The sequence below is a fragment of the Pseudomonas sp. G34 genome (genome assembly GCF_031119625.1).
Classification (GTDB): Bacteria; Pseudomonadota; Gammaproteobacteria; order Pseudomonadales; family Pseudomonadaceae; genus Aquipseudomonas.
Genome location: NZ_JAVHZV010000001.1, coordinates 79356 through 103635, shown reverse-complemented (window position 1 = coordinate 103635; position 24280 = coordinate 79356). Strand labels below are relative to the sequence as shown.

Here is a 24280-nt window from a genome sequence, read left to right as displayed (position 1 = left end):
CCCGGAGTCCTTCATGTCCCGCGTTACCCTGAGCCGTTACCTCATCGAGCAGACCCGTAGTCAAAACACCCCGGCCGATCTGCGCTTCCTGATCGAAGTGGTGGCGCGTGCATGCAAGGAAATCAGCCATGCCGTTTCCAAGGGCGCCCTGGGCGGCGTGCTGGGCAGCATGGGCACCGAGAACGTGCAGGGCGAAGTGCAGAAGAAGCTCGACGTGATCTCCAACGACATCCTGCTCGAGGCCAACGAGTGGGGCGGCCACCTGGCCGGCATGGCCTCCGAGGAAATGGACAACGCCTACCAGATCCCCGGCAAGTACCCCAAGGGTGCCTACCTGCTGGTATTCGACCCGCTGGATGGTTCGTCGAACATCGACGTCAACGTCTCGGTCGGCACCATCTTCTCGGTGCTGCGCTGCCCCAGCGAGTACCTGAGCCAGAACGAAAGCCTCAATGAGCAAGCCTTCCAGCAGCCAGGCACCCAGCAGGTCGCGGCCGGCTACGCCATCTACGGCCCGCAGACCATGCTGATCCTGACCCTGGGCAACGGCGTGATGGGCTTCACCCTGGACCGTGAGCTGGGCAGCTTCGTGCTCACCCACGACAACATCAGCGTGCCGGAAAGCACCGCCGAATTTGCCATCAACATGTCCAACCAGCGCCACTGGGAAGCCCCGGTCAAGCGTTACGTCGACGAGCTGCTGGCCGGCAAGGAAGGCCCGCTGGGCAAGAACTACAACATGCGCTGGATCGCCTCGATGGTCGCCGACGTGCACCGCATCCTGACCCGCGGCGGCCTGTTCATGTACCCGCGTGACAACCGCGAGCCGGACAAGGCTGGCAAGCTGCGCCTGATGTACGAAGCCAACCCGATGTCGTTCATCATCGAGCAGGCCGGTGGTGCCGCCACCGATGGCGTGCAGCGCATCCTGGATATCCAGCCGACTTCGCTGCACCAGCGCGTGCCGGTGTTCCTGGGCTCCAAGGAAGAAGTCGAACGCGTCACCGGTTACCACAAGGGCTGATCGATGGCCCCCTGGCAGCCCCTGCTCGACTGGTGGTTCGGCCCTTCGGGGTCGGCCGAGCAGCGTGCTGCCGAAAAGCACAGGCTGTGGTTCGGCAAGCGCGACGAACAGGATGCCGAAGCCCTTGCGCGCTTTGGCACCCTGGTCGAACAGGCGCTGGCTGGCGAACTGCAGGAGTGGTCGGCCGACCCGCGCGGCTGGCTGGCCAACGTGCTGTTGCTCGACCAGCTGCCACGCATGATCCACCGCGACACGCCGCTGGCCTTCGCTGGCGATGCCCAGGCCCGGGCCTTGGTCGAGGAGGGCATCAGGTTAGGCTGGGATCGTCAGTTGTCCCCGCTGCAGCGGGTGTTCATCTATCTGGTGCTCGAGCACGCCGAGAACCCCCTTCAGCAGGCCCGCGCCGTGCAGCTGTTCGCGGAACTCGCCGAAGCTGCCGGCGATGCCGAGCGCCAACTGTTCGCCGGCTTTCTCGACTACGCTCAGCGCCATCAGCAGGTTATCGAGCGCTTCGGACGGTTCCCCCATCGCAACGAGATTCTCGGGCGCGCCAGCCGCGCGGACGAGTTGCGCTTTCTCGCGGAACCGGGCTCACGCTTCTGACGTCGAACCGGCATCTGGCCCCCACTGCACTACGGAGATATCCCATGCGCCTGCGCTCTCTCGCGCTACTGGCAGGTTGTGTCCTTCTGGCCGCCTGCGGCAAGGTCAACCAGGAAAACTATGCCAAGCTCTATTCGGGCATGAACAAGGCCGAGGTCGAGGATCTGCTCGGCAAGCCAAGCGAATGCTCCGGCGCGCTGGGCATGTCCAGCTGCACCTGGGGCGATCAGGTGAGCTTCATCAGCGTCCAGTACGCCGGTGACAAGGTGATCATGTTTTCTGCAAAAGGATTGAAGTGATGAACAAACGTACCCTGGCGCTGATGGCCCTGGGCGCCTTGCTGCTGGTTGGCTGCGCCAATTCGGGCACCGGCGTGGCGCCACCGAAGACCGTCGAATCGGTTGACCTCGAGCGCTACCAGGGCACCTGGTACGAAGTGGCGCGCCTGCCGATGTTCTTCCAGCGCAACTGCGTGGAGTCCGAGGCGCATTACCGTCTGCAGGATGACGGCAGCGTGGCCGTGACCAACCGTTGCCGCGAGGCCGACGGCCAGTGGAGTCAGGTCGAGGGGCGCGCCGTACCGCAGGTCGAAGGCAAGACCGACAAGCTGTGGGTGACCTTCGACAACTGGTTCAGCCGCCTGCTGCCCGGCGTAAGCAAGGGCGAGTACTGGGTGCTGGATCTGGACGACGACTACCAGACCGCCCTGGTCGGCCATCCGAACCGCAAGTACCTGTGGCTGTTGTCGCGTACCCCGACGATCTCCAATGAAGTACGCGACGAACTGCTGTCCGTGGCCCGCGCCCAGGGTTATGACACCAGTGAGCTGATCTGGCGCGACGGTGCCAAGCCGGCGCAGTGATCGCTCGCTATGGCTAGCGCTGCCTAGCCAAGCGACATGGGTTGTACGCAGAGGGTGGGGTGCGGCGGCGGGTATCGAGAGACTCCCGCACACCGTTTACGCCTCCACCTACCCTAGGTTTCAACCGCTTCCTTGACGGTAGGCTGCGTCACCCATCATTGGCGTTCCGGTCAGTGCCGCGACCAGGTTCTATTCCCAGTCCAGCCGCGCCAGCTTCCATTCGCCGCCGTCCTGCCACCACTCCAGCTTCACGGCGTAATGCCGGGCGCTGTCGGGGATCAGCCCTTCGGCGCCGGTGAGCGCCACCTGGGCGTCGGTATAGCCCTTGTCGCGGTAGGTCACATCCACGCGGCTGCTCTTGCCCAGGGCCAGTACCTTGACGTTGTTGTGGCGCAGGAACAGCAGCGTCATGGTGCGCTTGGCCCAGTCGCGATCATTGGCCTGCTGGGCGCGAAACTCCTTGTGCAGCTGGTCGAGCACCGCTGCGGTCTTCTTCGCTTCGAGGTTGTCCTGCAGCTGCTGCACCGCGGCTTCCAGCCTGGCCTGGGGGTCGTCCTTGGCGCCGCAGCCGCCCAGCAGTAAACCGAGCAGCAGCAGTGGTGTTGCTAATTTCCGTATCGACATGCCGAATTCCCTTTTCATGGTTATGATGCCCGAACGAGTGCAATAGCCCCGACCAACGTCCGGGCGGCCCGAGCCTACCTCAAATCTTCCTCAGGAGCGCACCATGCAGACGCTGTATCCGGAGATCAAGCCGTACGCCCGTCATGAGTTGGCGGTAGACGCCCCGCACGTCCTTTATGTGGACGAGAGCGGCTCAGCGGATGGTCTGCCGGTGCTGTTCGTGCATGGTGGCCCCGGCGCGGGCTGTGACGCGGCAAGCCGCCGCTACTTCGACCCGAACCTGTACCGCATCGTCACCTTCGACCAGCGCGGCTGCGGCCGCTCCACGCCCCACGCCAGCCTGGAGAACAACACCACCTGGGATCTGGTCGCCGACATGGAGCGCATTCGTGAGCACCTGGGCATCGACAAGTGGGTGCTGTTCGGCGGCTCCTGGGGCTCCACGCTGTCGCTGGCCTACGCCCAGGCCCACCCGGATCGCGTGCAGGCGCTGATCCTGCGCGGCATCTTCCTGTGCCGGCCGCAGGAATTCAAATGGTTCTACCAGGAGGGTGCCAGCCGGCTGTTCCCGGATTACTGGCAGGATTACCTGGCGCCGATTCCGGTCGAAGAGCAGGGCGACCTCATGCAGGCGTTCTACAAGCGCCTGACCGGTGCCGACCAGATTGCCCAGATGCATGCCGCCAAGGCCTGGTCGTGCTGGGAAGGGCGCACCGCCACGCTGCGGCCCAACCCCCAGGTGGTCGAGCGCTTCGCCGAGAGCCTGCGGGCGCTGTCGATCGCCCGTATCGAGTGCCATTACTTCGTCAACAACGCCTTCCTGGAGCCGAATCAGCTGCTGCGTGACATGCCGAAGATCGCCCACCTGCCGGGCATCATCGTGCATGGCCGCTACGACGCGATCTGCCCGCTGGACAACGCCTGGGCGCTGCACCAGGCATGGCCGAACAGCGAGCTGCAGATCATCCGCGAGGCCGGCCATTCGGCGGCCGAGCCGGGCATCGCCGATGCACTGGTGCGCGCCGCCGACGAAATCGCCCACCGCCTGCTCGACCTGGCGCCGGACGAAGCATGAAGGCACTGCTGCAGCGCGTTTCCAGTGCCCGTGTGGATGTCGCCGGGGAAACCGTCGGCGCCATCGACCAGGGCCTGTTGGTGCTGGTTGGTGTCGAGCCCCAGGACAGCGAAGCCAGCTGCGCCAAGTTGCTGCACAAGCTGCTCAACTACCGGGTGTTCAGCGACGCGGCAGGCAAGATGAACCTGTCGCTCAAGGATGTCGGTGGCGGTCTGTTGCTGGTCTCGCAATTCACCCTGGCCGCCGACACTCGCAGCGGCCTGCGCCCCGGTTTTTCCACCGCCGCGCCACCCGCCCTGGGTGAAGCACTGTTCGATCATCTGCTCGAACAGGCTCGCGCGCAGCACCCGCAGGTCGCCAGCGGGCGCTTTGGCGCCGACATGCAGGTGCACCTGGTCAACGACGGGCCGGTGACCTTTCTGCTGGAAACCTGATCGGCGCAGTCACTGGCCTGCTTCTTGCCTCCTGAGTGGCGGCCGCATGCTGCTGTTTGGCGCTGATCTGGCGCGTATCTCTCGCCATCGGCGGCGATCACGGTTAGCATGCCGCGCCGCCTTATCGAAGGGCCTGCCGCTCGCACCGCACCGGTGCATGACCCCTGAGCCGGCCCCCATAATCGTTTGCCTTCAGGAGCAAGAATGAAAAAGCTTGTCGCCTCACTGCTGTTATCCGTCTGCGCCTTCGCCAGCATCGCCCAGGCTGGCGTCATCGACGACGCGGTCAAGCGCGGTACCCTGCGCGTGGGTATGGACCCGACCTACATGCCGTTCGAGATGACCAACAAGCGCGGCGAGATCATCGGCTTCGAAGTCGACCTGCTCAAGGCGATGACCAAGGCCATGGGCGTCAAGCTGGAGCTGGTGTCCACCTCCTATGACGGCATCATCCCGGCACTGCTGACCGACAAGTTCGACATGATCGGCTCGGGCATGACCCTGACCCAGGAGCGCAACCTGCGCATCAACTTCTCCGAGCCCTTCATCGTGGTCGGCCAGACCCTGCTGATCCGCAAGGAGCTGGCTGACAAGGTCAAGAGCTACAAGGACCTGAACAGCGCCGACTACCGCATCACCTCGAAGATCGGCACCACCGGCGAGATGGTCGCCAAGAAGCTGATCGCCCAGGCCAAGTACAGCGGCTTCGACAACGAGCAGGAAGCGCTGATGGACGTGGTCAACGGCAAGGCCGATGCCTTCATCTACGACGCCCCGTACAACGTCGTGGCGGTGAACAAGGCCGGTGCCGGCAAGCTGGTATTCCTCGACCAGCCGTTCACCTTCGAGCCCCTGGCCTTCGGCCTGAAGAAGGGCGACTACGACAGCCTCAACTGGATCAACAACTGGCTGCACCAGATCCGTGAAGACGGCACCTACGATCGGATCCACGCCAAGTGGTTCAAGAGCACCAATTGGTTGAAAGACATGGAGTGAAGCCTGCGGCTTCACTTCGCTACACCCGGCGCGCGGCTAGTCCGCGCGCCTTCATGTTGGCAACTCAACGGGTAGACACTCGCCGTGGCTAAACAGAACAAAGCCCAGTGGCCCTGGCACCTGCTGACCGGTCTGATCCTGGTCCTGGGTATCCTGGCAATCTGGTATTCCACCTCGCTGATCTCCTACGAATGGCGCTGGAATCGCGTTCCCCAGTATTTCGCCTACCACGCCGAAGAGGCGCAGCGGGCCGCTGACTACGGGCGCGTCGAGAGCATCAGCCGGCAGGGCGACGATGCAGTTGTCACCCTGCTCGGTGAAGGCGGCGAACAGCAGCAGCTCAGCGTGGCAAGTGACAGCCTGCAGCTCAGTGAGGGCGACGATGTCGCCGAGGGCGATGTGATTGGTGTCACCCGTCACTGGGCCGCCGGGCCATTGCTCTGGGGCCTCTGGACCACCCTGTGGATCTCCGTGGCGGCCGGGGTGTTCGGCCTGCTGATCGGCCTGGTCACCGGCCTGTGCCGGCTCTCGGCCAACCCGACGCTGCGCCACCTGTCGACGGTCTATGTCGAGCTGGTACGCGGCACGCCACTGCTGGTGCAGATCTTCATCTTCTATTTCTTCATCGGCACGGTGCTCGACCTGTCGCGCGAGTTCGCCGGTGTGGCTGCGCTGGCCCTGTTCACCGGCGCCTATGTCGGCGAGATCGTACGCGCTGGCGTTCAGTCCATCGTCCGCGGGCAGGACGAAGCGGCTCGCTCGCTGGGCCTGAGCGCGGCGCAGTCGATGCGCCACGTGATCCTGCCGCAGGCGTTCAAGCGCGTGCTGCCACCGCTGGCCGGGCAGTTCATCAGCCTGGTCAAGGACACCTCGCTGGTCTCGGTGATCGCCATTACCGAACTGACCAAGAGCGGCCGCGAAGCCATCACCACCTCGTTCTCCACGTTCGAGATCTGGTTTTGTGTGGCGGCCCTGTATCTGGTGATCAACCTGCCACTGTCGCAGATCGCCAACCGCCTGGAACGGAGGCTCGCGCAAAGTGATTGAAGTCCGTGACCTGATCAAGGTATTCGACGCCCGCGGCCAGCAGGTACGCGCCGTCGATGGCGTGACCACCCAGGTGGCACGCGGTGAAGTGCTGGTGGTGATCGGCCCGTCCGGCTCCGGCAAGTCGACCTTCCTGCGCTGCCTCAACGGCCTGGAAGAGCTGGACGACGGCTCGGTGAGCATCGATGGCCTCGACCTGGCCAACCCCAAGACCGATATCAACGCCTACCGCCGCGAAGTCGGCATGGTGTTCCAGCACTTCAACCTGTTCCCACACATGACCGTGCTGGAGAACCTGTGCCTGGCGCAGAAGGTGGTGCGCAAGCGCGGCAAGGCCGAGCGTGAAGCCAAGGCCCGCGCCCTGCTGGACAAGGTCGGTATCGGTCAGAAGGCTGACGAGTTTCCGTCGCGCCTCTCCGGCGGGCAGCAGCAGCGGGTGGCCATCGCCCGCGCCCTGTGCATGGACCCCAAGGTCATGCTGTTCGACGAGCCCACTTCGGCCCTCGACCCGGAAATGGTCGGTGAAGTGCTCGACGTGATGAAGCAACTGGCCGTGGAAGGCATGACCATGGTCTGCGTCACCCACGAGATGGGCTTTGCCCGTGAAGTGGCCGACCGGGTGCTGTTCTTCGACCACGGCAAGCTGCTGGAAGACGCCCCGCCCGCCGAGTTCTTCGCCCAACCGAAGGATCCGCGGGCCCAGGCGTTTCTGCGCCAGGTGCTGTAACGAGAAGACCGGGGCCGCTTCAAGGCAAAAGCGGACGTTCCCAGCGTAGGGTGGACAACGCTCTTTTTGTCCACCATTGCGCTCGCAGAGCGGTGGACGGGTCGGGCCGCGTAGGTGAAGCGTCGTCCACCCTACGACCGGCCGCCCCCGCCATGTTGCGGCCCCTCAGGCGCTGCATCGAACACGCATTGCCTCGGCAGGTTTCCAGAACCATTCACGCGTGACCCAGTCCCAATGTTCTCCCTTCGATATGAGGACGTTAAGGCGTGAAAACCGTTCTAGCCCTGTTGGCCGCTGCCATCACCCTGCCGGCGATGGCCGACCAGCCGACTCTCTACGGTCGCTACGAGTACATTCAGCTGCCCCAGCTCGGCCAGACCCTCAAGGCCAAGATGGACACCGGTGCCATGACCGCTTCGCTGTCGGCCCGCGATATCGAGCAGTTCGAGCGTGATGGCGAGGACTGGGTGCGTTTCCGCCTGGCCGTCGAGGACGCCGATGATCAGCTCTTCGAAAAGCCTCTGGCGCGTGTCACCGAGATCAAGAACCGTGCCGAGGAAGGCAGCTCCGCCAAGCCGTCCTATTCGGCGCGCCCGGTCGTCAACATGGACATCTGCCTGGGCGAAGAGCAGCGCACCATCGAGGTCAACCTCACCGACCGCAGCCATTTCGACTACCCGCTGTTGATCGGCGCCAGTGCCATCCGCAAGCTGGATGCGGCCATCGATCCGTCCAACCGCTATACCGCCGAACAACCCAGTTGCTGATTTGCACGGACGGCGCTTCCCTTTCGCGCAGTCCGGTGTGATTCTTGCCTCGAAATGGCACATTGCCACGGCGTTCATGGACCGTGGCGCTTGTCGAGGTGAAATATGTGGGGATTGCTCAAACCGGGTATACGCGTGCTGGAGCGCGTGAGTTTCGCCCGCAAGTTTCAGTTGCTGTTCGTGCTGTTCGTCATCCCCCTGGGTTATGCGCTGTGGGTGATGATGAGCGGCAACCTGGAGCGCATCGAGGTGCTGGGCAGCGAGGTAGACGGCATGCATGGCGTGCAGGCGCTGGGCACGGTCGAGCAGGAGCTGCACCAGCAACGTTTCCTGCTGGCGCGCTGGAAGGGCAATGACAAGGCGGCCGAAGCGCTGTTGCGCGAGCGTAGCGGCAAGCTCGGCGAAGCCCTGGCGGCCGCTGCCGAACAGGTAGCGCTGACGCCGAGCGAGGAAACCGGCCGACAGCTCGACGCCCTGCAGGCCTCGGTGGCTGAACTGGATCTCGCCGTGCTGGGCAAGATGGCCCTGCTCGACGCACTCGAGCGTTACCAGAAAACCCTTTCCTTGCTCACGGTGCTCCGTGAGCAGGTCGCCACCGACAGCGGTCTGATCCTCGACCCCTTCCTCGACACCTACCTGATGATGGAGCAGCTGACGCAGACCCTGCCGCGGTTGTCGGATAACGTGGGCAGCTTCGCCAGCCAGGGCTATGGCTCGCTGGTGGCGCAGCACTTCACCCTGCAGAACCGCGTGGCGGTACGTGACCTGCGCCGCTCACTGGAACAGGCTGGTGCACAGATCGCCAAGTCGCGCACCGCTTTGCAGCAGGCTTCGCCGCGGGCCATGCAAGCCCTGCAGCAGCCCTATGCGCAGGTCGAGGAGGGCCTGCAGACTTTTCTCGCCGAAGTCGACCGCGACATGTTCGAAGCCAGCCCCATGGTGCTGCAGCCGGCCCAGTTCGCGCAGCAGGTACAGGCGCTGCAGGAAAATGTCAGCGTCCTGCGTGAGGCGGTGTACCGGCAGTTCATCGCCAGTATCGGCGACTACCAGGGCAAAGCCCGGCAGGACATGCTGCACACCACGTTGATTTTCGCCGTGCTCACCCTGCTGGCGCTGTATCTGCTGCTGTGCCTCAACGCCTCCATCCGGCGCAGCACCGCCGGCATCATCCAGGCTGCCGAAGGCCTGCGTGACGGCGACCTGCGGGTGCGCATGCAGGTGCATGGCGCCGATGACCTGGCGGCTATCTCCACGGCCCTGAATACCGCCGTCGCCCAGCTGCGCGACTCCATGCAGGGGGTGGGCCGCGAAGGGCAGAGCCTCGACGACACCGTGCGCAGCCTGGGAAGCCAGGCTGCCGGCTCACTGAGTGCGGTGGAGCAGCAGCAGGCGCAGATGAGCCAGATCGCCACTGCCGCCACGCAGATGGCCGCCACCGCCCAGAGCGTGGCGCAGAGCTGCGAGCAGGCCGCCCAGGAAGCCGGGCAGACCCGCGAGATCGCCAACCAGAGCAACCAGCGCAGCGCCCGCACCAGTGCCAGCATGCGTGAACTCAGTGAGCGCCTGGCCGGCAGCGCGCAGACCCTGCACAAGCTACGCCAGCAGACCGAGCAGATCACCCGGGTGGTCGACGTGATCAAGGGCATCGCCGAACAGACCAATCTGCTGGCGCTCAACGCGGCCATCGAGGCGGCGCGCGCTGGCGAGCAGGGGCGCGGCTTTGCGGTGGTCGCCGACGAAGTGCGTTCCCTGTCACAGCGCACCCAGAACTCCACCGCGGAGATCGCCCAGACCGTCGGCGACCTGCACAAGGTCGTCGGTCAGTCCGTCGCCGAGATGGAGCAGGCCATGCATCAGGCCGAAGGCGACGTGGACAACGTGCTGGCGATGAGTGCCGACCTCGACGGTATCGTCGAGTCGGTGCAGCGGGTCAGCGACCGCCTGGCGCAGATCGCGACCGCTGCCGAGCAGCAGGCGGCGACCGCCGACGAGGTGAGCGGCAATATCCAGCAGGTCGATCAGGCCGCCAGTGAATTGCTCGGCGGTGCGCGGATGGTCAGCGAGGCCTGTGAACAATTGCGCCGTGGCAGTGAAACCCTGTCGCGCAACACCGGCCGTTTCCGGGTGGAGTAAGCGCAGGGCAATAGCTGATCAATAAATGAACGATTGCTTGCAAGCCGCGATGGCAGCGGCCTGCAAGGGATGATCCCAAGGTTGTCCACAGGATGGTGCACGGCCACTGTGCATGAATATTGGATCGTTTCCGCTTGCTGATCCCAAGCCTTCTCTGGTTATTAAAGTCAAGCAATACAGCAGGTTGTGACGATCCAGAGGGCGCCTGATCAATAACTGATCAGGCGCCTGAGAACCACGACCGACGTGGCTTGCGCAGTTCGATACCAGGTTTATCCACAGAGCCTTCCACCGCTACTGTGTATAGCGCCCCGATGTGTGCCGCGAGCTATCATGTTCTGCGCGCGTTGTTCCGCAACGAATCCGCCAGTCTGGCGTTGGTCAGTAAATGAACAGCGTGCCGGAGTGGCCGGTTCACCGGGCCTGCAGCCAGCCATGCAAAGGTTATCCACAAACTGTTCCACTCAAGTTGTGCATGAGCAGCAGGGGCTCAAGGGTAATTCTCGGCTTGACAGAATCCTTTTCACAACAAGGCCTTGTCGCGCCTCAGCCTGTGAATAAGGCGCTGATCAAATAGTGAGCGGCTGCTTGCAAGCCGCGTTTTTAGCGGTATTCAGGGCTTCACTCCAAGCTTATCCACAGAATGATCCACGTGTTTTGTGCATGAACTGGCCTCGGTACTGGGCTATTGACGCCTATCGTTACCTCGCGCAGGCTCCGCAACCCACGTGCCGCAAGGATGCCAACCATGGCGACCGTCCTGATCGTCGAAGATGAAGCCGCAATTGCCGACACCCTGGTGTATGCCCTGCAGGCCGAGGGCTTTACCACGCGCTGGTCGACACTGGCCGGTGAAGCGCTGACGCTGCTGCAGCACGAGGCCTTCGACCTGGTGATTCTCGATGTCGGCCTGCCGGATATCAGCGGCTTCGAGGCCTGCAAGCGGCTAAGGCGCTTCTCCGATGTGCCGGTGATGTTCCTCACCGCGCGCAATGACGAGATCGACCGCGTGGTGGGGCTGGAAATCGGCGCCGATGATTATGTGGTCAAGCCCTTCAGCCCCCGGGAAGTGGCGGCGCGGGTCAAGGCGATTCTCAAGCGGATGGCGCCGCGCGAGTCGGCCGCCAAGTCCGCCGATGGCCCGTTTCGCCTCGACAATGAGCGGGTACGCATCGACTACCACGGCCAGCCCCTGAGCCTGACCCGGCTCGAATTCCAGTTGCTGCAATGCCTGCTTGGCCAGCCCGAGCGGGTGTTCAGCCGCGAGCAGCTGCTCGATGCCCTGGGGGTGGCCGCCGACGTGGGCTACGAGCGCAATATCGACAGCCATATCAAGAGCCTGCGCGCCAAGCTGCGGCAGGTTGCGCCGCAGGCCGAACCGATCCAGACCCACCGTGGCCTCGGCTACAGCCTGAAGCTGGAGTAGGGCCGATGCCCCACGTCGAGGAGAGTCGCTGATGCCGCTCGGTGTACGTATTTTCCTGGCCTATTTTCTGTTCGTCGGGCTGTCCGGCTGGTTCGTGCTGAGCACGGTGATGGACGAAATCCGCCCGGGCGTGCGCCAGTCCACCGAGGAAACCCTGGTTGACACCGCGCACTTGCTGGCCGTGCTGCTGCGTGAGGATGTACGTGAGGGGCGGCTTGCCCAGGGGGCGCTGCCAGAGTTGCTCAAGGCCTACGGCCAGCGCCAGCCCGGCGCGCAGATCTGGGGCGTGGCGAAGAACCAGGTCAACCACCGTATCTACGTTACCGACGCCAACGGCATCGTGTTGCTCGATTCCAGCGGCCTGGCGGTGGGCCAGGACTATTCGCGCTGGAACGACGTCTACCTGACCCTGCAGGGCCGCTATGGGGTGCGCTCCACCCGGGAAGACCCCGAAGACCCGGACTCCTCGGTGATGTACGTGGCCGCGCCGATCGTCGACGGCGAGCGCATTCTCGGCGTGGTCTCGGTGGCCAAGCCCAACCGTACGCTGCAGCCCTATATCGAGCGTTCGCAGCGGCGCCTCGGCTGGCTGGGGGCCGGGCTGATCGGCCTGGGCCTGCTGGTCGGTGGTCTGCTCAGCTGGTGGCTCAGCGGCTCGCTGCGCCGCTTGACCCGTTATGCACAGGCAGTCAGCGAGGGGCAGCGTGCCGAGTTGCCCCAGGTGCGGGGTGGCGAACTCGGGCAACTGGCCCAGGCGGTGGAGCGCATGCGCACCGAGCTGGAGGGCAAGGCCTACGTCGAGCGTTACGTGCATACCCTGACCCACGAACTGAAGAGCCCCCTGGCGGCGATTCGTGGCGCCGCCGAGCTGCTCGAGGCCGAGATGCCTGCGGCCCAGCGCCAGCGGTTCGTGGCCAATATCAGCGAGGAGGGCGAACGCCTGCAGAACCTGGTCGAACGCCTGTTGCACCTGGCCCAGGTCGAGCAGCGCCAGGGACTCGAAGAGCGCGTTGCCGTGCCGCTGCAGGCCATGATCGATGAACTGGTGCACGCTCAGATGGCGCGCATCGAGCAGCGCCAGGTGCAGGTGGATAACCAGGTGGATGCCTCGCAGCAGCTACTCGGCGAGCGCTTCCTGCTGCGCCAGGCACTGAGCAACCTGCTCGACAATGCGCTGGACTTCACTCCGCCTGGTGGGCTGATCCGCTTTGCCTGCGAGGCCGATGGCGAGTCGTTGCAAGTGCATCTGTTCAATCAGGGGGCGGCGATTCCCGACTACGCCTTGCCGCGCCTTACCGAACGCTTCTACTCCCTGGCCCGGCCCGCTACCGGGCGCAAGAGCACGGGCCTGGGGCTCAACTTCGTGCAGGAGGTGGCCCAGCTGCATGGCGCCAGCCTGAACATCGCCAACGTCAAAGGTGGCGTCGAGGTCAGCCTGTGCTTCAGGCGTTGAGTGTCGGCGACGACGTCGCCGTTGCCGGCGGCGACTTGGCGCAATCACGGGGGGTACAGATGGCCGGACTTTGGTTATTCTGATGGGGTTCGCCAATCAACCGGACAGGAAGACCTGCATGAAAAAGACCGTGGCCGACGTACTCAAGAGCAAGCCCATATCCAACGTGTACAGCGTGACGCCCGACAGCAGCCTGTTCGCTGCGATGAAGCTGATGGCCGAAAAGGGCATCGGTGCCCTGGTGGTGCTCGACGGGGAACGCCTGGCCGGTATCGTCAGCGAGCGTGACTACGTGCGCAAGGTGGCGGTGCAGGAGCGTTCGCCGGTGAACATGAAGGTCAGTGACATCATGACCGACAAGGTCATCACCGTGGCGCCGAGCGAAGATGCCCGCCATTGCATGGAGCTGATGACCGACGGCCGTCTGCGCCACCTGCCTGTCGTCGAAGACGGCAGCCTGGTCGGCCTGTTGTCGATCGGTGACCTGGTCAAGGACATCATCAGCCATCAGGAAGACCTGATCCAGCATCTGGAGCAGTACATCCGCGGCGAATGATCGATGGCTGCGCCTGCGGCCACCTCGCCACGACCGCCGTGCGGGTGACACCCTCGTCCACCCGCAGCGCCGGCACCTCGCAACGCCCACATAAACTCCATCTGCGCTCCACACTGGCTCCACCGAGCCTGGCCAGACTGCGTGCATCCCAACTGCACGGAGCGCTGTGCCATGAACCGAAGCCTGCTATTCAAATTGGGCACCATTGCCCTGCTGATTCTGCTGTTGATGATTCCCCTGTTGTTGATCGATGGCCTGGTCAACGAGCGCCAAGGTGCGCGCGATGACGTGCTGCGCGATATCGCCCGCAGCTCCAGCTATGCCCAGCAGGTCACCGGGCCGATCATGGTGGTGCCGTATCGCAAGAAGGTGCTGACCTGGAAAACCCGCAAGGACAGCGACGAGCGTTATCAGGAAGAGTCGATCGAGCAGGGGCGGCTGTACTTTCTGCCGGAGCGTTTCGTGCTCGAGGGTGATGTGCGCACCGAGTTGCGTTACCGCGGCATCTACCAGGCGCGCCTGTACCACAGTGATAGCCAGATAAACGGCGAGTTCAAGGTGCCGGCCAATTACGGCATCAGCGACGTCGACGCCTACTGGTTTGGCGAGCCCTTCATTGCCGTGGGTATCAGCGATGTGCGTGGCATCGGCAATGACCTCAAGCTGCAGCTCAATGGCGCCAGCCTGGGTTTCGAACCCGGTAGTGGCGACGACAGCTTCGGCAGCGGTGTACACGTGGCACTGCCGGCACATGACCGCCGCGACGAGCAGACCTACACCTTCGCCTTCGACCTGAAGCTGCAGGGCACCGAGCAGCTGAGCATCACCCCGGTCGGCCGTGAGAGCCAGGTAACGCTGCGTTCGGACTGGCCGCACCCCAGCTTCGTCGGCGAGTTCCTGCCGAGCCAGCGGGAAGTGAGCGAGCAGGGCTTTACCGCCAAGTGGCAGACCAGCTTCTTCGCTACCGACATGCAGGATGCCCTGAGCAGCTGCGTCAGCGGTTCCTGTGCGGCGATGCAGAGCCGTGCGTTCGGGGTGAGCTTCATCGATCCGGTGGACCAGTACCTGAAGGCCGACCGGGCGATCAAGTACGCACTGCTGTTCATCACCCTGACCTTCGCGGTGTTCTTTCTCTTCGAAGTGCTCAAACGCATGGCCGTGCACCCGGTGCAGTACGCCCTGGTGGGCTTGTCGATGGCGCTGTTCTACCTGTTGTTGCTGTCGCTTTCCGAGCACCTGGGCTTTGCCGTCGCTTACGGCCTGTCCGCCCTGGGCTGCGTGGCGCTGAACAGCTTCTACGTCAGCAGTGTGTTGCGTAGCTGGTTGCGCGGGGCGTTCTTCGGCGCCTTGCTGGCGGCCCTGTATGGCCTGCTCTACGGCCTGCTGAGCGCCGAGGACTACGCCCTGCTGATGGGCTCGCTGCTGGTGTTCGGCGTGCTGGGCTGCGTGATGGTGCTGACCCGCAAGCTTGACTGGTACGGCGTCGGCCGCCCCGCCAGCAGCGCCAGCAGCGCTTCCTGACCCTTGCCGGGGCGTGCCAGGCGCACGCCCCCTGGAGACTGCCATGCGCGTACTGCTGCAATTTTCTGCCTGTTTCTTCCTTGGCCTGTGCATCGCCGGCGTGCTGCTGATCGGCATGATGTTCGTCGGCCGCTTCGACTGGATCGAGCTGTTGATGCTCAGCGGCTGGCCGTTCGCTCAACTGGGCCTGCAGCTGTTGCCCGAATCATTTTGGAACAGCCTGACCGGGGTCACCGATGCGGCCGCCAACAGCTCGGTGCAATCGTTCCTGCAACTGTGCGTGGCCATGATGCAGATCGCCCTGCTGTTCGCCCTGGGCTTCTTTCGCCTGTGGTACCGGCGATGAGCGGGTGCCTTGGTTTGCGCGAGGAGCGCCTTGCCGGCCGGCAGCTGGCGCGTTGCATCGCCCGGTTATTTCTTGAGTCTGCAGGGGCGGGGTATGCGATCGGTGTAGACTGGGAACCGCCTAAATCTGAGCGATTCACGGATGAACAAAACCTCTTTCATCGTTGCACTTTGTGGCCTGCTGATGGCCCCGCTGGCCTTGGCCAATGATGATTGCCGACAGCAGATGCCGAGCTGGCTGGAGCAGGCTCACCCGGGATATGCCAAGCAATCGGTAACGCTGCAGGATGAGCGCGGTTCTTACCGTGTGGAGAACTACAAGGGCATTTGCAAGCGCTGGCCGGCCCGTCCGCATTTGGCTCTGGTGGCCATACCTTTGGTACGCACCGTTGAAGATGGCTACGGCGAGACCGATCTGGAAGTGCTGGTGGTCGATAACCGCAGCCAGCGCATCGTTGCACGGCTGGTCGAGTCGAACCGCCTGGATTGGGATGCGATCCGCGTCGATGGGGTGGCGTTCGACACTGCGCCCTATCGCCTAAACGGCAATGACATTGCCTTTGGTATTCGCATCTCGCGGCGCAACGGCTCCGGCCCCAATCCTTTCTATGAAACGTCGCTCAGCCTCTACGAGCTAAAGGCGCAGCGGCTTCGTCCGCTGTTGAGTGAATTGGTGGTGACGAGCTCGGGTGCTGAGTGGGATATGCAATGTACTGGGGAGTTCGGAGAGAAGGCTGGGATTCTCATCGTCACGGAGAAGCATGGTAAAGCTGGTTATCGCGATCTGCTATTCAAACTCTCTGTAACCTCCAGCCGCAGAGAGGGGATGGCAGAGTCGTGCGAAACCGTTGAAGAGAAGAGTGATCAGGAGCAGTACCGCATCAGCTATGGCGAAGAGCGTTATTTGCTACCAATGGAGCTTTCACCCTTATAGCGCATAGATCGACCAGGCTTTTTCATAGACTCAATCCCGTAGCCTGGGTTAGCCGAAGGCGTAACCCGGGACGGTCTGTGCCTAGAGCGAATGGCCCTGCAAGCGCTGCCGCCAGCTTTTCAGCCGTTGCTCCAGTGCCTTGAGGTTGTCGACTTGCTGCTTGCGCGCCCGGCTGAACAGGATCAGCGCCAGTTCGGCGGTCACCAGCGCGTCGGCGCTGGCGTGGTGGCGTTGGCCGACCTGCAGGCCGAAGTGCCGGGTCCAGTCGTCCAGGCCGCCGTTGCGGATTTCCGCCTGGGGGCAGAGCATCGGTGCCAGCTCGGCGACGTCGTAGAAGGGGTGGCGCAGGCGCAGATTGAGGGTGTGCTTCAGGGCACGGGCCAGCATGCGCTGGTCGAAACCGGCATGAAAGGCCAGCAGCGGGCTGTCACCGAGAAACTCCATGAACGCCAGCAGCGCTTCGCCCGGTTCGATGCCAGCGGCGATGTCGCTGGGCGCCAGACCGTGGATCAGCACGCTGGCGCTGACCGTGTGGCCATCGCGCTGCAGGGTGCATTCGAACTGCTCGCCGAGCTGGATGGCGCCGTCATCGATAACCACGGCGCCAATCGACAGAACCTCGTCGCGTTTGGTGTCCAGGCCGCTGGTTTCCAGGTCGAGCACCACCAGGCGTTGCTGGGCCAGGGGTGTGTCATCCGCTGCCCGCGGGGCGGGCAGGGCGGCGCAGCGTTGCTGCTGGTCGGCGGGCAGGGTGGTGCGGCGGCGGCTCAGCCAGGAGAAGGCATTCATAACTGGTAGCGTAACCCCAGGCTGGTTTGCAGACGCTGGGCCTGACGGAAGGATTCACGCAGGATGCGCCGGTCCAGGTGGTTGAGGCTGTCCGGGTCGAGGCGGTTGGCGTAGGGCTGGCCCTGGCGGGCCTGCAACTGGTGCTGTTGCAGCCGGGTCTGCTGGATGAAGTGGTAGGCCTCTTCATAGGCGGCACCGTCGAGGGGGTCAATCACCCCGCGCTCGCTCAGTTCGCGCAGGCGCTGCTGGGTGTTGGTGGCCTTGATGCCATGGGCGAGTGCGAGCAGCCTGGCGCCGTCCACGAACGGGGTAAGGCCCTGCACCTTCAAATCCAGGGTGTCTTTCTCGACACCGCGGCGGGCCACCACGAAATCCCGGAAGCGGCCAACGGGTGGCCGCTGGCGCAAGGCGTTTTCGGCCATCATGCGTTGGAACAGGCTGTTGCCGGCAATCTGCCCAAGCACTTCATCACGTAGCGTTTCGCAGCCACTGGCATCGCCCCACACGGTGCGCAGGTCGAAATAGATGGTCGAGGCCAGCAGGTTTTCCGGCGAGGCTTCGCGTACGAAACCGGCGAAGCGCCGTGACCATTCCTGGCGCGACAGGCACAGCTGCGGGTTGCCGGCCATTATGTCGCCCTTGCACAGGGTGAAGCCGCAGCGCGCCAGGCGCTGGTTGATCTCCATGGCCAGCGGCAGCAGGCGGCCACGAATCTCAGCGGCTTGCACGTTGCCCTCGGCCTCGAAGAGCATGCCATTGTCCTGGTCGGTGTGCAGGGTCTGCTCGCGCCGGCCTTCACTGCCGAAACACAGCCAGGCGAACGGCACGCCCGGGTCGCCCAAATCTTCGAGCGTCAGTTCGATCACCCGGCACACCGTGTGATCGTTGAGCAGGGTGACGATATGGGTGATCTGGCTGGCGCTGGCACCGTGGGCGAGCATGCGGTCGACCAGTTGGCGGATGTCCTCGCGTAGCGAGACGAGGGTCTCCACCCGGCCGGCGTGGCGAATGGTGCGCGCCAGGTGCACCAGGTCGACGCGCTGCAGGGAGAACAGGTCGCGTTCGGAGACCACGCCGCACAGCTGGCCCTGTTCCACCAGGCAGACGTGGGCGATATGCCGCTCGGTCATGGCGATGGCGGCGTCGAAGGCGCTGGCGCTCGGTGGCAGGTGGAACGGCGCCTGGGTCATCAGGCTGCTGATCGGTTGTTCCAGCGAGCTGCCATCGGCCACCGCGCGGCGCAGGTCACGCAGGGTGAAGATGCCTTGCGGGCGCAGGCCCGCGTCGACGATGACGATGCTGCCGACCTGCTGTTCGTGCATCAGCCGCACGGCGTCGCGCAGCGGCATTTCTGGCGCGCAGGAAATCGGTTGGCGCATGGCCAGTTCGCCCAGGCGGGTGTCGAGCGAATACTGCGAGCCAAGGGTCTCCACGGCGCGCATCTGTACTTGCTGGTTGACCTGGTCGAGCAGGCTGCTGACGCCGCGCAGGGCGAAATCACGCAAGGGGGTGGACTGGCTGAACAGGCGCGTGAAGGCGGCTTTGTCGAGCAGCAGGCAGAAGGTGTCTTCGCCGGCCAGGTGCGCGGTGCGGGTGGCGCGCTCGCCGATCAGCGCGGCCATGGGAAAGCATTCGCCGCTGGTGATCTCGAAGGTGGTCTCGGTGCCGCGCCGCGCCGAATGCGGGCGCTGGCCGTGCACGCGGCCCTGCTTGACGATGTACAGGTGCTCTACCGGGCCGTCATCAGGGTGGATGATCACCTCGTCTTCGCCGTAGAAACGCAGCTGACAGTGTTCCACCAGATAGGCGAGGTGCGTGCTGTCCATCTGGTTGAACGGCGGGAATTTCTGCAGAAACTCCATGGTGCCATGGACGTTCTGGCGTACCGCCGTCTTGCCGGCCTGGACGAAATCGTCGGCTGGTTTCATTGCGCGCGTTCCTTTTGTTCTTGTAGTGCCATGGTGATGGCCTGCGCCCTGAATCGACATAGGACGTAAGTCTAGGCGAGGGAATCGGGAGGGTGAATATCCCGGCCTGCGGTGAACCTCTCACTTCGATTGGCGTCCTGATGTGTCTGGAACGCGTTTTTCAGGCAGCCATCCTTTCCAGGCACAGAGGAGACATTACCCATGAGTGGCAGCATCCTGCGTCACGCTGTGGCGCTCGGGACCAGCATCCTGCTGAGTTGCGGCATCGCCAGCGCACAACAGAAACCCGTCGAGCTGATCGGCATCAACGTCGCCGGGGCGGGATTCGCCAGCTCGTACATCCCCGGCAAGCACGGCACCAACTTCTTCTTCCCGCCAAAGGGTTATTACCAGAAGTGGCAGCAGAAGGGCATCAGCTGGGTGCGCTTCTCCTTCATTTGGGAGCGCCTGCAACCCAAGGCCAATGGCGAGTTCGACGAGACCTACGCCAAGCTGATCGACAAGACCCTCGATGAAGCGCAGCAGGCCGGCATAGACGTGATGCTCGACGTGCACAACTATGGCCGCTATCACGGCAAGGTGATCGGCACCGACGACGTACCGATTTCCGCCTACCAGAACCTGATGGAACGCATCGCCAAACGCTGGGGTGACCACCCGGCCGTGTATTCCTACGACCTGATGAACGAGCCCCACGGCGCGGCCAACAAGTTCTGGCCACAGGTGGCCCAGGCCGGTATCAACGGCGTGCGCAAGTACGACTCGAAGAACGATATCTACGTCGAGGGCGCCGAGTATTCGTCGGCATTGCGCTGGCCCAAGCTCAACGACAACCTGCTCGACCTGAAGGATCCGGCCAACAAGCTGATCTATTCGGCGCACATGTACATCGACCCGGATGCCAGCGGCCTCTACAAGACCGCCCTGGCGCCCAACCTGGATCCGCAGATCGGCGTCAAGCGCCTCGAGCCCTTCGTCAACTGGCTGATCAAGCACAACAAGAAGGGCCATATCGGCGAGTTCGGCGTGCCGGCCGAAGACGAGAGCGGCCTCAAGGCGCTGGACCAGACGCTCGCCTATCTGCAGAAGCACTGCATCCCCTTCGCTTACTGGGCGGCTGGGCCGTCGTGGGGCAAGAACAAGCTTTCCGTCGAGCCGGTCAAAGGGGTGGATCGCCCGCAATGGGCGGTGTTGCAGAAATACCTGGGCGGCGGCAACTGCACCAGCATCGGGCCGGGAACCTGATGCACGGGTTGAGGCTCTGATCAGCGTGGCGGCGCTCCTGTCGCCGCCATCGCTCCTCACGCTGAACCTGATCTCAAGGATTCCCGCATGCAAAACCGCAATCTATGGGTGGATTACGCCAAGGCCATCGGCATCCTCCTGGTGGTCTATGGCCACGTGGTGCGCGGCTTGCTCAACGGCGGCATCATCACCGAAAACGTGGACTTCCACTGGCTGGTGGACAGCATCATCTACACCTTCCACATGCCATTGTTCTTCTTTCTGTCCGGGCTGTTCTTCTGGCATTCGCTGAACAACCGCGGCAGCGCCGGGCTGTTCTGCAACAAGATCGACACCATTTTCTATCCCTTCGTGCTCTGGTCGCTGCTGCAAGGCAGCATCGAAGTGGTGCTGGCGCGCTACACCAACGGTGGCGTCGGCATGGGCGAAGTATTGGCGCTGCTGTGGTCGCCACGGGCGCAGTTCTGGTTCCTGTATGCATTGTTCGCCGCGTTCTGCCTGGCGATCCTGCTGTACCGCCGTTTTTCCACCCGGGCGTTCCTGCCCTTGCTGGTGCTCAGTGCGCTGTTCTACCTGCTGCAGCAGTGGACGCCGCGGGTGGCGGCGCTGGTGTTCCTGGCACAGAACTTCGTGTTCTTCGCCCTGGGTATCTGGTTCAACCAGATCCGCGGCAGCATCGAGCCCCGTGCCTCGGCTGTGGCGTTGGGCAGCGGCCTGGCCTTCGTGGTCGCGCAGTATGTGTTCCATGGCCCGCTGGGCCTGACCTACGCGGATCGCGGCGCGGCCTCACTGGTGGTGGCCTTTATCGGCATTCTGTTCACCGTCAGCCTGTGCATGGTGCTGGCGCGCCGGCCGATGGGCTGGATGCTGACCCTGGGCGCGCTGTCGATGCCGATCTTCCTGATGCACATCCTGGCCGGCAGTGGCGCACGGGTGATTCTCAGCAAGTTCCTGGGCATCAACGACGACACCCTGCACATCGTCATCGGCTGCCTGGCCGGTGTGCTGCTGCCGATCATCGCCGCGAAGATTCTCGAGGCGCTGGGCATCAACTGGCTGTACGAAATGCCCAAGCGTTTTTCGGTTTATCGCTGGCAGCAACGCCGCGTGGCGGTGCAGCCGGCGGCTTGATCTGTATCTGGGTTGAGATCGCGTGGTGGGTTACGCGACGCTTTGGATGCTGCGGTGTCTGGCAGTGATGGGGCATGCGTCGCTCACCCACCCTACGACATACGCCGCCCGCGGTTTCCCGGGTGTCGCTTCGCTCGACCCGGGCTACGCGGTCACGCACGCTCCATATCCCCGTAGGGTGGGTGGAGGCGCCGCTTCGTCTTTGCGGCGTGTCAGCGCATCCATGGCGCCGTAACCCACCAATGTATGCGACAGAAAACAAAACCGCCTTTCGGCGGTTTTGTTTTGCACGGCTGCTCAGTTAGTGCGCCAGGCTGGCCTTCAGCTCGCGGCGGCGGCGGTGCAACACCGGCTCGGTGTAGCCGTTGGGTTGTTTGGCGCCTTCGAGTACCAGCTCCAGCGCCGCCTGGAAGGCGATGTTGCTGTCGAAGTCCGGCGCCATCGGCCGGTACAGCGGGTCACCGGCATTCTGCCGATCCACCACCGGCGCCATGCGCTCGAGGCTTTCGACCACCTGCGCTTGGCTGACCACGCCGTGGCGCAGCCAGTTGGCCAGCAGCTGGCTGGAAATGCGCAGGGTGGCGCGGTCTTCCATCAGGCCGATGTCGTTGATGTCCGGCACCTTGGAGCAGCCGACGCCCTGATCGATCCAGCGCACCACGTAACCGAGAATGCCCTGGGCGTTGTTGTCCAGCTCGTTGCGGATTTCCTCGGCGCTCCAGTTGGTGTCTGCGGCCAGCGGAATGCTGAGGATTTCATCCAGCGAAGCGGGCGTGCGCTTGGCCAGTTCGGCCTGGCGGGCGAACACGTCGACCTTGTGATAGTGCAGCGCATGCAGGGTGGCGGCGGTCGGCGAGGGCACCCAGGCGGTGTTGGCGCCGGCCAGCGGGTGGCCAATCTTCTGTTCGAGCATGGCGGCCATCAGGTCGGGCATCGCCCACATGCCCTTGCCGATCTGCGCGCGGCCCTGCAGGCCGCTGGCCAGGCCGACGTCGACGTTGTTGTTCTCGTAGGCGCTGATCCACTTCTCGCTCTTCATGGCCGCCTTGCGCACCATGGCGCCAGCTTCCATGGAGGTGTGGATCTCGTCGCCGGTGCGGTCGAGGAAACCGGTGTTGATGAACACCACGCGCTCGCTGGCGGCTGCGATACAGGCCTTGAGGTTGACGGTGGTGCGCCGCTCCTCGTCCATGATGCCGACCTTGAGGGTGTTGCGGGCCAGGCCCAGCACCTGCTCGACACGGCCGAACAGTTCACTGGTGAACGCCACTTCTTCAGGGCCGTGCATCTTTGGTTTGACGATGTACACCGAGCCGCTGCGGCTGTTGGCGCGGCTGTTGTTGCCGTTGAGGTTGTGCAGCGCGGCAAGGCTGGTGCACAGCGCATCGAGAATGCCTTCGGGCAGCTCGTTGCCGCTGGCGTCGAGCACCGCCGGGTTGGTCATCAGGTGGCCAACGTTGCGCACGAACAGCAGGCTGCGCCCGTGCAGGGTCAGCTCACCGCCGTTCGGGCGGGTGTAGACGCGATCCGGGTTCATGGTGCGGGTGAAGGTGCTGCCGCCCTTGCTGACCTCTTCACTGAGGTCGCCCTTCATCAGGCCCAGCCAGTTGCGGTAGACCAGGGTCTTGTCGTCGGCATCCACCGCGGCCACCGAGTCTTCGCAGTCCATGATGGTGGTCAGCGCCGATTCCATCAGCACGTCCTTCACGCCGGCGGCGTCTGTACTGCCGATCGGGCTGTTGGCGTCGATCTGGATTTCGAAGTGCAGGCCGTGGTGCTTGAGCAGGATGGCGATCGGCGCGCCGGCCTCGCCCTGGAAACCGACCAGTTGATCGGCGTCGCGCAGCCCGCTGATGTCGCCATTGGCCAGGGTGACCAGCAGCTTGCCGCCCTCGATGCGATAGCTGCCGACCTCGGCGTGGGAACCGGTGGCCAGGGGCGCGCTTTCATCGAGAAAGGCGCGCGCGGCAGCGATCACTTTGTCGCCGCGTACGCGGTTGTAGCCCTTGCCCTTTTCGGCGCCGCCTTCCTCGCTGATCGCGTCGGTGCCGTACAGCGCGTCGTACAGCGAGCCCCAGCGAGCGTTGCTGGCATTGAGCGCGAAGCGCGCGTTCATCACCGGCACCACCAGCTGTGGGCCGGCCATGCGGACGATCTCGTCATCGACGTTTGCGGTGCTGGCCTGCACCTGCTCAGGCTGCGGTTGCAGGTAGCCGATCTGCTCCAGGAAGGCCTTGTAGGCCGCCGCATCGTGGGGCTTGCCGGCCCGCTCGCGGTGCCAGCCGTCGATCTGCGCCTGCAGCCCGTCGCGCTTGTCGAGCAGGGCGCGGTTCTTCGGCGCCAGGTCGCGGAACACGGCGTCGGCGCCGGCCCAGAAGGCATCGGCCGTCACGCCGCTGCCGGGAATGGCTTGGTCATTGATGAAATCGAACAGCACCTTGGCGACCTGCAGGCCACCGACTCGAACACGCTCAGTCATCTCTCGCCTCTCTGCTTCGCTTAGCCACTGTAACGGCGGGAACCCTCGATGCTGCACAGACCGACCGCTGTCGGGGGCCGTGGTTGACGGCTGCCCGCGTTGCTGCGGCGTATCTGGAGATGCTTCGTGAGCGGGGTTTTCCACAACCAGCAGGACTGGGTTAGGGTTCATGTAGTGAGTT

The 24280-nt window shown here is 64.0% G+C and carries 23 protein-coding genes; 19 read left to right on the top strand and 4 right to left on the bottom strand.

Annotated elements, in window-relative coordinates; genetic code table 11:
• The first annotated feature begins 13 nt into the window (after nt 1-13).
• Genes QYS36_RS00480 through QYS36_RS00465 form a run of 4 tightly spaced genes read left to right on the top strand, consistent with a single transcriptional unit; the run spans nt 14 to nt 2489 of the window.
• Nucleotides 14-1024 (top strand): class 1 fructose-bisphosphatase, encoded by a 1011-nt coding sequence (locus tag QYS36_RS00480; RefSeq protein ID WP_308837629.1) that lies wholly within the window; start codon nt 14-16, stop codon nt 1022-1024.
• A gap of 3 nt (nt 1025-1027) precedes the next feature.
• Nucleotides 1028-1627 (top strand): DUF924 family protein, encoded by a 600-nt coding sequence (locus QYS36_RS00475; protein ID WP_308837628.1) that lies wholly within the window; start codon nt 1028-1030, stop codon nt 1625-1627.
• A 44-nt stretch (nt 1628-1671) separates the two neighbouring features.
• Nucleotides 1672-1926, top strand: a complete 255-nt coding sequence (gene bamE, locus QYS36_RS00470; RefSeq protein ID WP_308837627.1) for an outer membrane protein assembly factor BamE — start codon at nt 1672-1674, stop codon at nt 1924-1926.
• Nucleotides 1926-2489 carry a lipocalin family protein gene (locus tag QYS36_RS00465; RefSeq protein ID WP_308837626.1) on the top strand — a complete coding sequence of 188 codons (564 nt, stop codon included), beginning with the start codon at nt 1926-1928 and terminating at the stop codon, nt 2487-2489. Before bamE ends, QYS36_RS00465 begins: the two co-directional genes overlap by 1 nt.
• A gap of 189 nt (nt 2490-2678) precedes the next feature.
• Here the strand turns inward: QYS36_RS00465 and QYS36_RS00460 are convergent, their stop codons facing one another.
• Nucleotides 2679-3113, bottom strand: coding sequence for a hypothetical protein (locus QYS36_RS00460; protein ID WP_308837625.1), 435 nt, complete (start codon nt 3111-3113; stop codon nt 2679-2681).
• 103 nt (nt 3114-3216) lie between these two features.
• Here QYS36_RS00460 and pip point away from each other — a divergent pair, with 103 nt between their 5' ends.
• The 13 genes from pip (at nt 3217) to QYS36_RS00395 (ending at nt 16527) form a co-directional block, all read left to right on the top strand.
• Nucleotides 3217-4188 (top strand): prolyl aminopeptidase, encoded by a 972-nt coding sequence (pip, locus tag QYS36_RS00455; protein ID WP_308837624.1) that lies wholly within the window; start codon nt 3217-3219, stop codon nt 4186-4188.
• The gene (gene dtd, locus QYS36_RS00450) at nt 4185-4622 is read left to right on the top strand and encodes a D-aminoacyl-tRNA deacylase (protein ID WP_308837623.1); all 438 of its coding nucleotides are present in this window, start codon (nt 4185-4187) and stop codon (nt 4620-4622) included. Before pip ends, dtd begins: the two co-directional genes overlap by 4 nt.
• 204 nt (nt 4623-4826) lie before the next feature.
• Nucleotides 4827-5618 (top strand): transporter substrate-binding domain-containing protein, encoded by a 792-nt coding sequence (locus tag QYS36_RS00445; protein ID WP_308837622.1) that lies wholly within the window; start codon nt 4827-4829, stop codon nt 5616-5618.
• Nucleotides 5619-5702: 84 nt separating this feature from the next.
• The gene (locus QYS36_RS00440) at nt 5703-6665 is read left to right on the top strand and encodes an amino acid ABC transporter permease (protein ID WP_308837621.1); all 963 of its coding nucleotides are present in this window, start codon (nt 5703-5705) and stop codon (nt 6663-6665) included.
• Complete coding sequence (locus tag QYS36_RS00435; RefSeq protein ID WP_308837620.1) at nt 6658-7392, top strand: amino acid ABC transporter ATP-binding protein; 735 nt, start codon at nt 6658-6660, stop codon at nt 7390-7392. Before QYS36_RS00440 ends, QYS36_RS00435 begins: the two co-directional genes overlap by 8 nt.
• A 266-nt stretch (nt 7393-7658) precedes the next feature.
• Nucleotides 7659-8159, top strand: coding sequence for an ATP-dependent zinc protease (locus QYS36_RS00430; protein ID WP_308837619.1), 501 nt, complete (start codon nt 7659-7661; stop codon nt 8157-8159).
• Between the two features lie 105 nt (nt 8160-8264).
• On the top strand, nt 8265-10292 hold the full coding sequence (locus QYS36_RS00425) for a methyl-accepting chemotaxis protein (protein WP_308837618.1): 2028 nt from the start codon (nt 8265-8267) through the stop codon (nt 10290-10292).
• Nucleotides 10293-11040: 748 nt separating this feature from the next.
• On the top strand, nt 11041-11718 hold the full coding sequence (gene creB / locus QYS36_RS00420; protein ID WP_308837617.1) for a two-component system response regulator CreB: 678 nt from the start codon (nt 11041-11043) through the stop codon (nt 11716-11718).
• 31 nt (nt 11719-11749) lie between these two features.
• Nucleotides 11750-13171, top strand: a complete 1422-nt coding sequence (gene creC, locus QYS36_RS00415) for a two-component system sensor histidine kinase CreC (RefSeq protein ID WP_308837616.1) — start codon at nt 11750-11752, stop codon at nt 13169-13171.
• Nucleotides 13172-13289: 118 nt separating this feature from the next.
• Nucleotides 13290-13727 (top strand): CBS domain-containing protein, encoded by a 438-nt coding sequence (locus tag QYS36_RS00410; RefSeq protein WP_308837615.1) that lies wholly within the window; start codon nt 13290-13292, stop codon nt 13725-13727.
• 171 nt (nt 13728-13898) lie between these two features.
• Entirely contained in the window at nt 13899-15248 is a 1350-nt protein-coding gene (gene creD, locus QYS36_RS00405) for a cell envelope integrity protein CreD (RefSeq protein WP_308837614.1), read from the top strand.
• A 43-nt stretch (nt 15249-15291) separates the two neighbouring features.
• Nucleotides 15292-15594 carry a hypothetical protein gene (locus tag QYS36_RS00400; RefSeq protein WP_308837613.1) on the top strand — a complete coding sequence of 101 codons (303 nt, stop codon included), beginning with the start codon at nt 15292-15294 and terminating at the stop codon, nt 15592-15594.
• Between the two features lie 141 nt (nt 15595-15735).
• Entirely contained in the window at nt 15736-16527 is a 792-nt protein-coding gene (locus tag QYS36_RS00395; RefSeq protein WP_308837612.1) for a hypothetical protein, read from the top strand.
• An 81-nt stretch (nt 16528-16608) separates the two neighbouring features.
• Here the strand turns inward: QYS36_RS00395 and QYS36_RS00390 are convergent, their stop codons facing one another.
• Together QYS36_RS00390 and QYS36_RS00385 are read right to left on the bottom strand one after the other, a co-directional pair.
• Entirely contained in the window at nt 16609-17316 is a 708-nt protein-coding gene (locus tag QYS36_RS00390) for a 3'-5' exonuclease (protein WP_308837611.1), read from the bottom strand.
• Nucleotides 17313-19244, bottom strand: coding sequence for a putative nucleotidyltransferase substrate binding domain-containing protein (locus QYS36_RS00385; protein ID WP_308837610.1), 1932 nt, complete (start codon nt 19242-19244; stop codon nt 17313-17315). Before QYS36_RS00385 ends, QYS36_RS00390 begins: the two co-directional genes overlap by 4 nt.
• Before the next feature lie 201 nt (nt 19245-19445).
• On the opposite strand from QYS36_RS00385, the gene QYS36_RS00380 reads away from it, so the two are divergent.
• Both QYS36_RS00380 and QYS36_RS00375 read left to right on the top strand, forming a co-directional pair.
• Nucleotides 19446-20489: a glycoside hydrolase family 5 protein gene (locus tag QYS36_RS00380; protein ID WP_308837609.1), complete on the top strand. Its 1044-nt coding sequence runs from the start codon at nt 19446-19448 to the stop codon at nt 20487-20489.
• Between the two features lie 87 nt (nt 20490-20576).
• The gene (locus QYS36_RS00375; RefSeq protein ID WP_308837608.1) at nt 20577-21620 is read left to right on the top strand and encodes an acyltransferase; all 1044 of its coding nucleotides are present in this window, start codon (nt 20577-20579) and stop codon (nt 21618-21620) included.
• 301 nt (nt 21621-21921) lie between these two features.
• Here QYS36_RS00375 and QYS36_RS00370 read toward each other — a convergent pair whose 3' ends face one another.
• The gene (locus tag QYS36_RS00370) at nt 21922-24099 is read right to left on the bottom strand and encodes a malate synthase G (RefSeq protein ID WP_308837607.1); all 2178 of its coding nucleotides are present in this window, start codon (nt 24097-24099) and stop codon (nt 21922-21924) included.
• Nucleotides 24100-24280 lie beyond the last annotated feature (181 nt).

What these genes read in the sequence shown, in the direction of transcription:
- QYS36_RS00460 (WP_308837625.1), bottom strand. Translation starts at nt 3,113, where the DNA reads ATGTCGATACGGAAATTAGCAACACCACTGCTGCTGCTCGGTTTACTG.
- creD (WP_308837614.1), top strand. Translation starts at nt 13,899, where the DNA reads ATGAACCGAAGCCTGCTATTCAAATTGGGCACCATTGCCCTGCTGATT.
- QYS36_RS00425 (WP_308837618.1), top strand. Translation starts at nt 8,265, where the DNA reads ATGTGGGGATTGCTCAAACCGGGTATACGCGTGCTGGAGCGCGTGAGT.
- pip (WP_308837624.1), top strand. Translation starts at nt 3,217, where the DNA reads ATGCAGACGCTGTATCCGGAGATCAAGCCGTACGCCCGTCATGAGTTG.
- QYS36_RS00400 (WP_308837613.1), top strand. Translation starts at nt 15,292, where the DNA reads ATGCGCGTACTGCTGCAATTTTCTGCCTGTTTCTTCCTTGGCCTGTGC.
- creB (WP_308837617.1), top strand. Translation starts at nt 11,041, where the DNA reads ATGGCGACCGTCCTGATCGTCGAAGATGAAGCCGCAATTGCCGACACC.
- creC (WP_308837616.1), top strand. Translation starts at nt 11,750, where the DNA reads ATGCCGCTCGGTGTACGTATTTTCCTGGCCTATTTTCTGTTCGTCGGG.
- QYS36_RS00395 (WP_308837612.1), top strand. Translation starts at nt 15,736, where the DNA reads ATGAACAAAACCTCTTTCATCGTTGCACTTTGTGGCCTGCTGATGGCC.
- QYS36_RS00465 (WP_308837626.1), top strand. Translation starts at nt 1,926, where the DNA reads ATGAACAAACGTACCCTGGCGCTGATGGCCCTGGGCGCCTTGCTGCTG.
- QYS36_RS00410 (WP_308837615.1), top strand. Translation starts at nt 13,290, where the DNA reads ATGAAAAAGACCGTGGCCGACGTACTCAAGAGCAAGCCCATATCCAAC.
- bamE (WP_308837627.1), top strand. Translation starts at nt 1,672, where the DNA reads ATGCGCCTGCGCTCTCTCGCGCTACTGGCAGGTTGTGTCCTTCTGGCC.
- dtd (WP_308837623.1), top strand. Translation starts at nt 4,185, where the DNA reads ATGAAGGCACTGCTGCAGCGCGTTTCCAGTGCCCGTGTGGATGTCGCC.
- QYS36_RS00380 (WP_308837609.1), top strand. Translation starts at nt 19,446, where the DNA reads ATGAGTGGCAGCATCCTGCGTCACGCTGTGGCGCTCGGGACCAGCATC.
- QYS36_RS00390 (WP_308837611.1), bottom strand. Translation starts at nt 17,316, where the DNA reads ATGAATGCCTTCTCCTGGCTGAGCCGCCGCCGCACCACCCTGCCCGCC.
- QYS36_RS00370 (WP_308837607.1), bottom strand. Translation starts at nt 24,099, where the DNA reads ATGACTGAGCGTGTTCGAGTCGGTGGCCTGCAGGTCGCCAAGGTGCTG.
- QYS36_RS00480 (WP_308837629.1), top strand. Translation starts at nt 14, where the DNA reads ATGTCCCGCGTTACCCTGAGCCGTTACCTCATCGAGCAGACCCGTAGT.
- QYS36_RS00385 (WP_308837610.1), bottom strand. Translation starts at nt 19,244, where the DNA reads ATGAAACCAGCCGACGATTTCGTCCAGGCCGGCAAGACGGCGGTACGC.
- QYS36_RS00475 (WP_308837628.1), top strand. Translation starts at nt 1,028, where the DNA reads ATGGCCCCCTGGCAGCCCCTGCTCGACTGGTGGTTCGGCCCTTCGGGG.
- QYS36_RS00375 (WP_308837608.1), top strand. Translation starts at nt 20,577, where the DNA reads ATGCAAAACCGCAATCTATGGGTGGATTACGCCAAGGCCATCGGCATC.
- QYS36_RS00445 (WP_308837622.1), top strand. Translation starts at nt 4,827, where the DNA reads ATGAAAAAGCTTGTCGCCTCACTGCTGTTATCCGTCTGCGCCTTCGCC.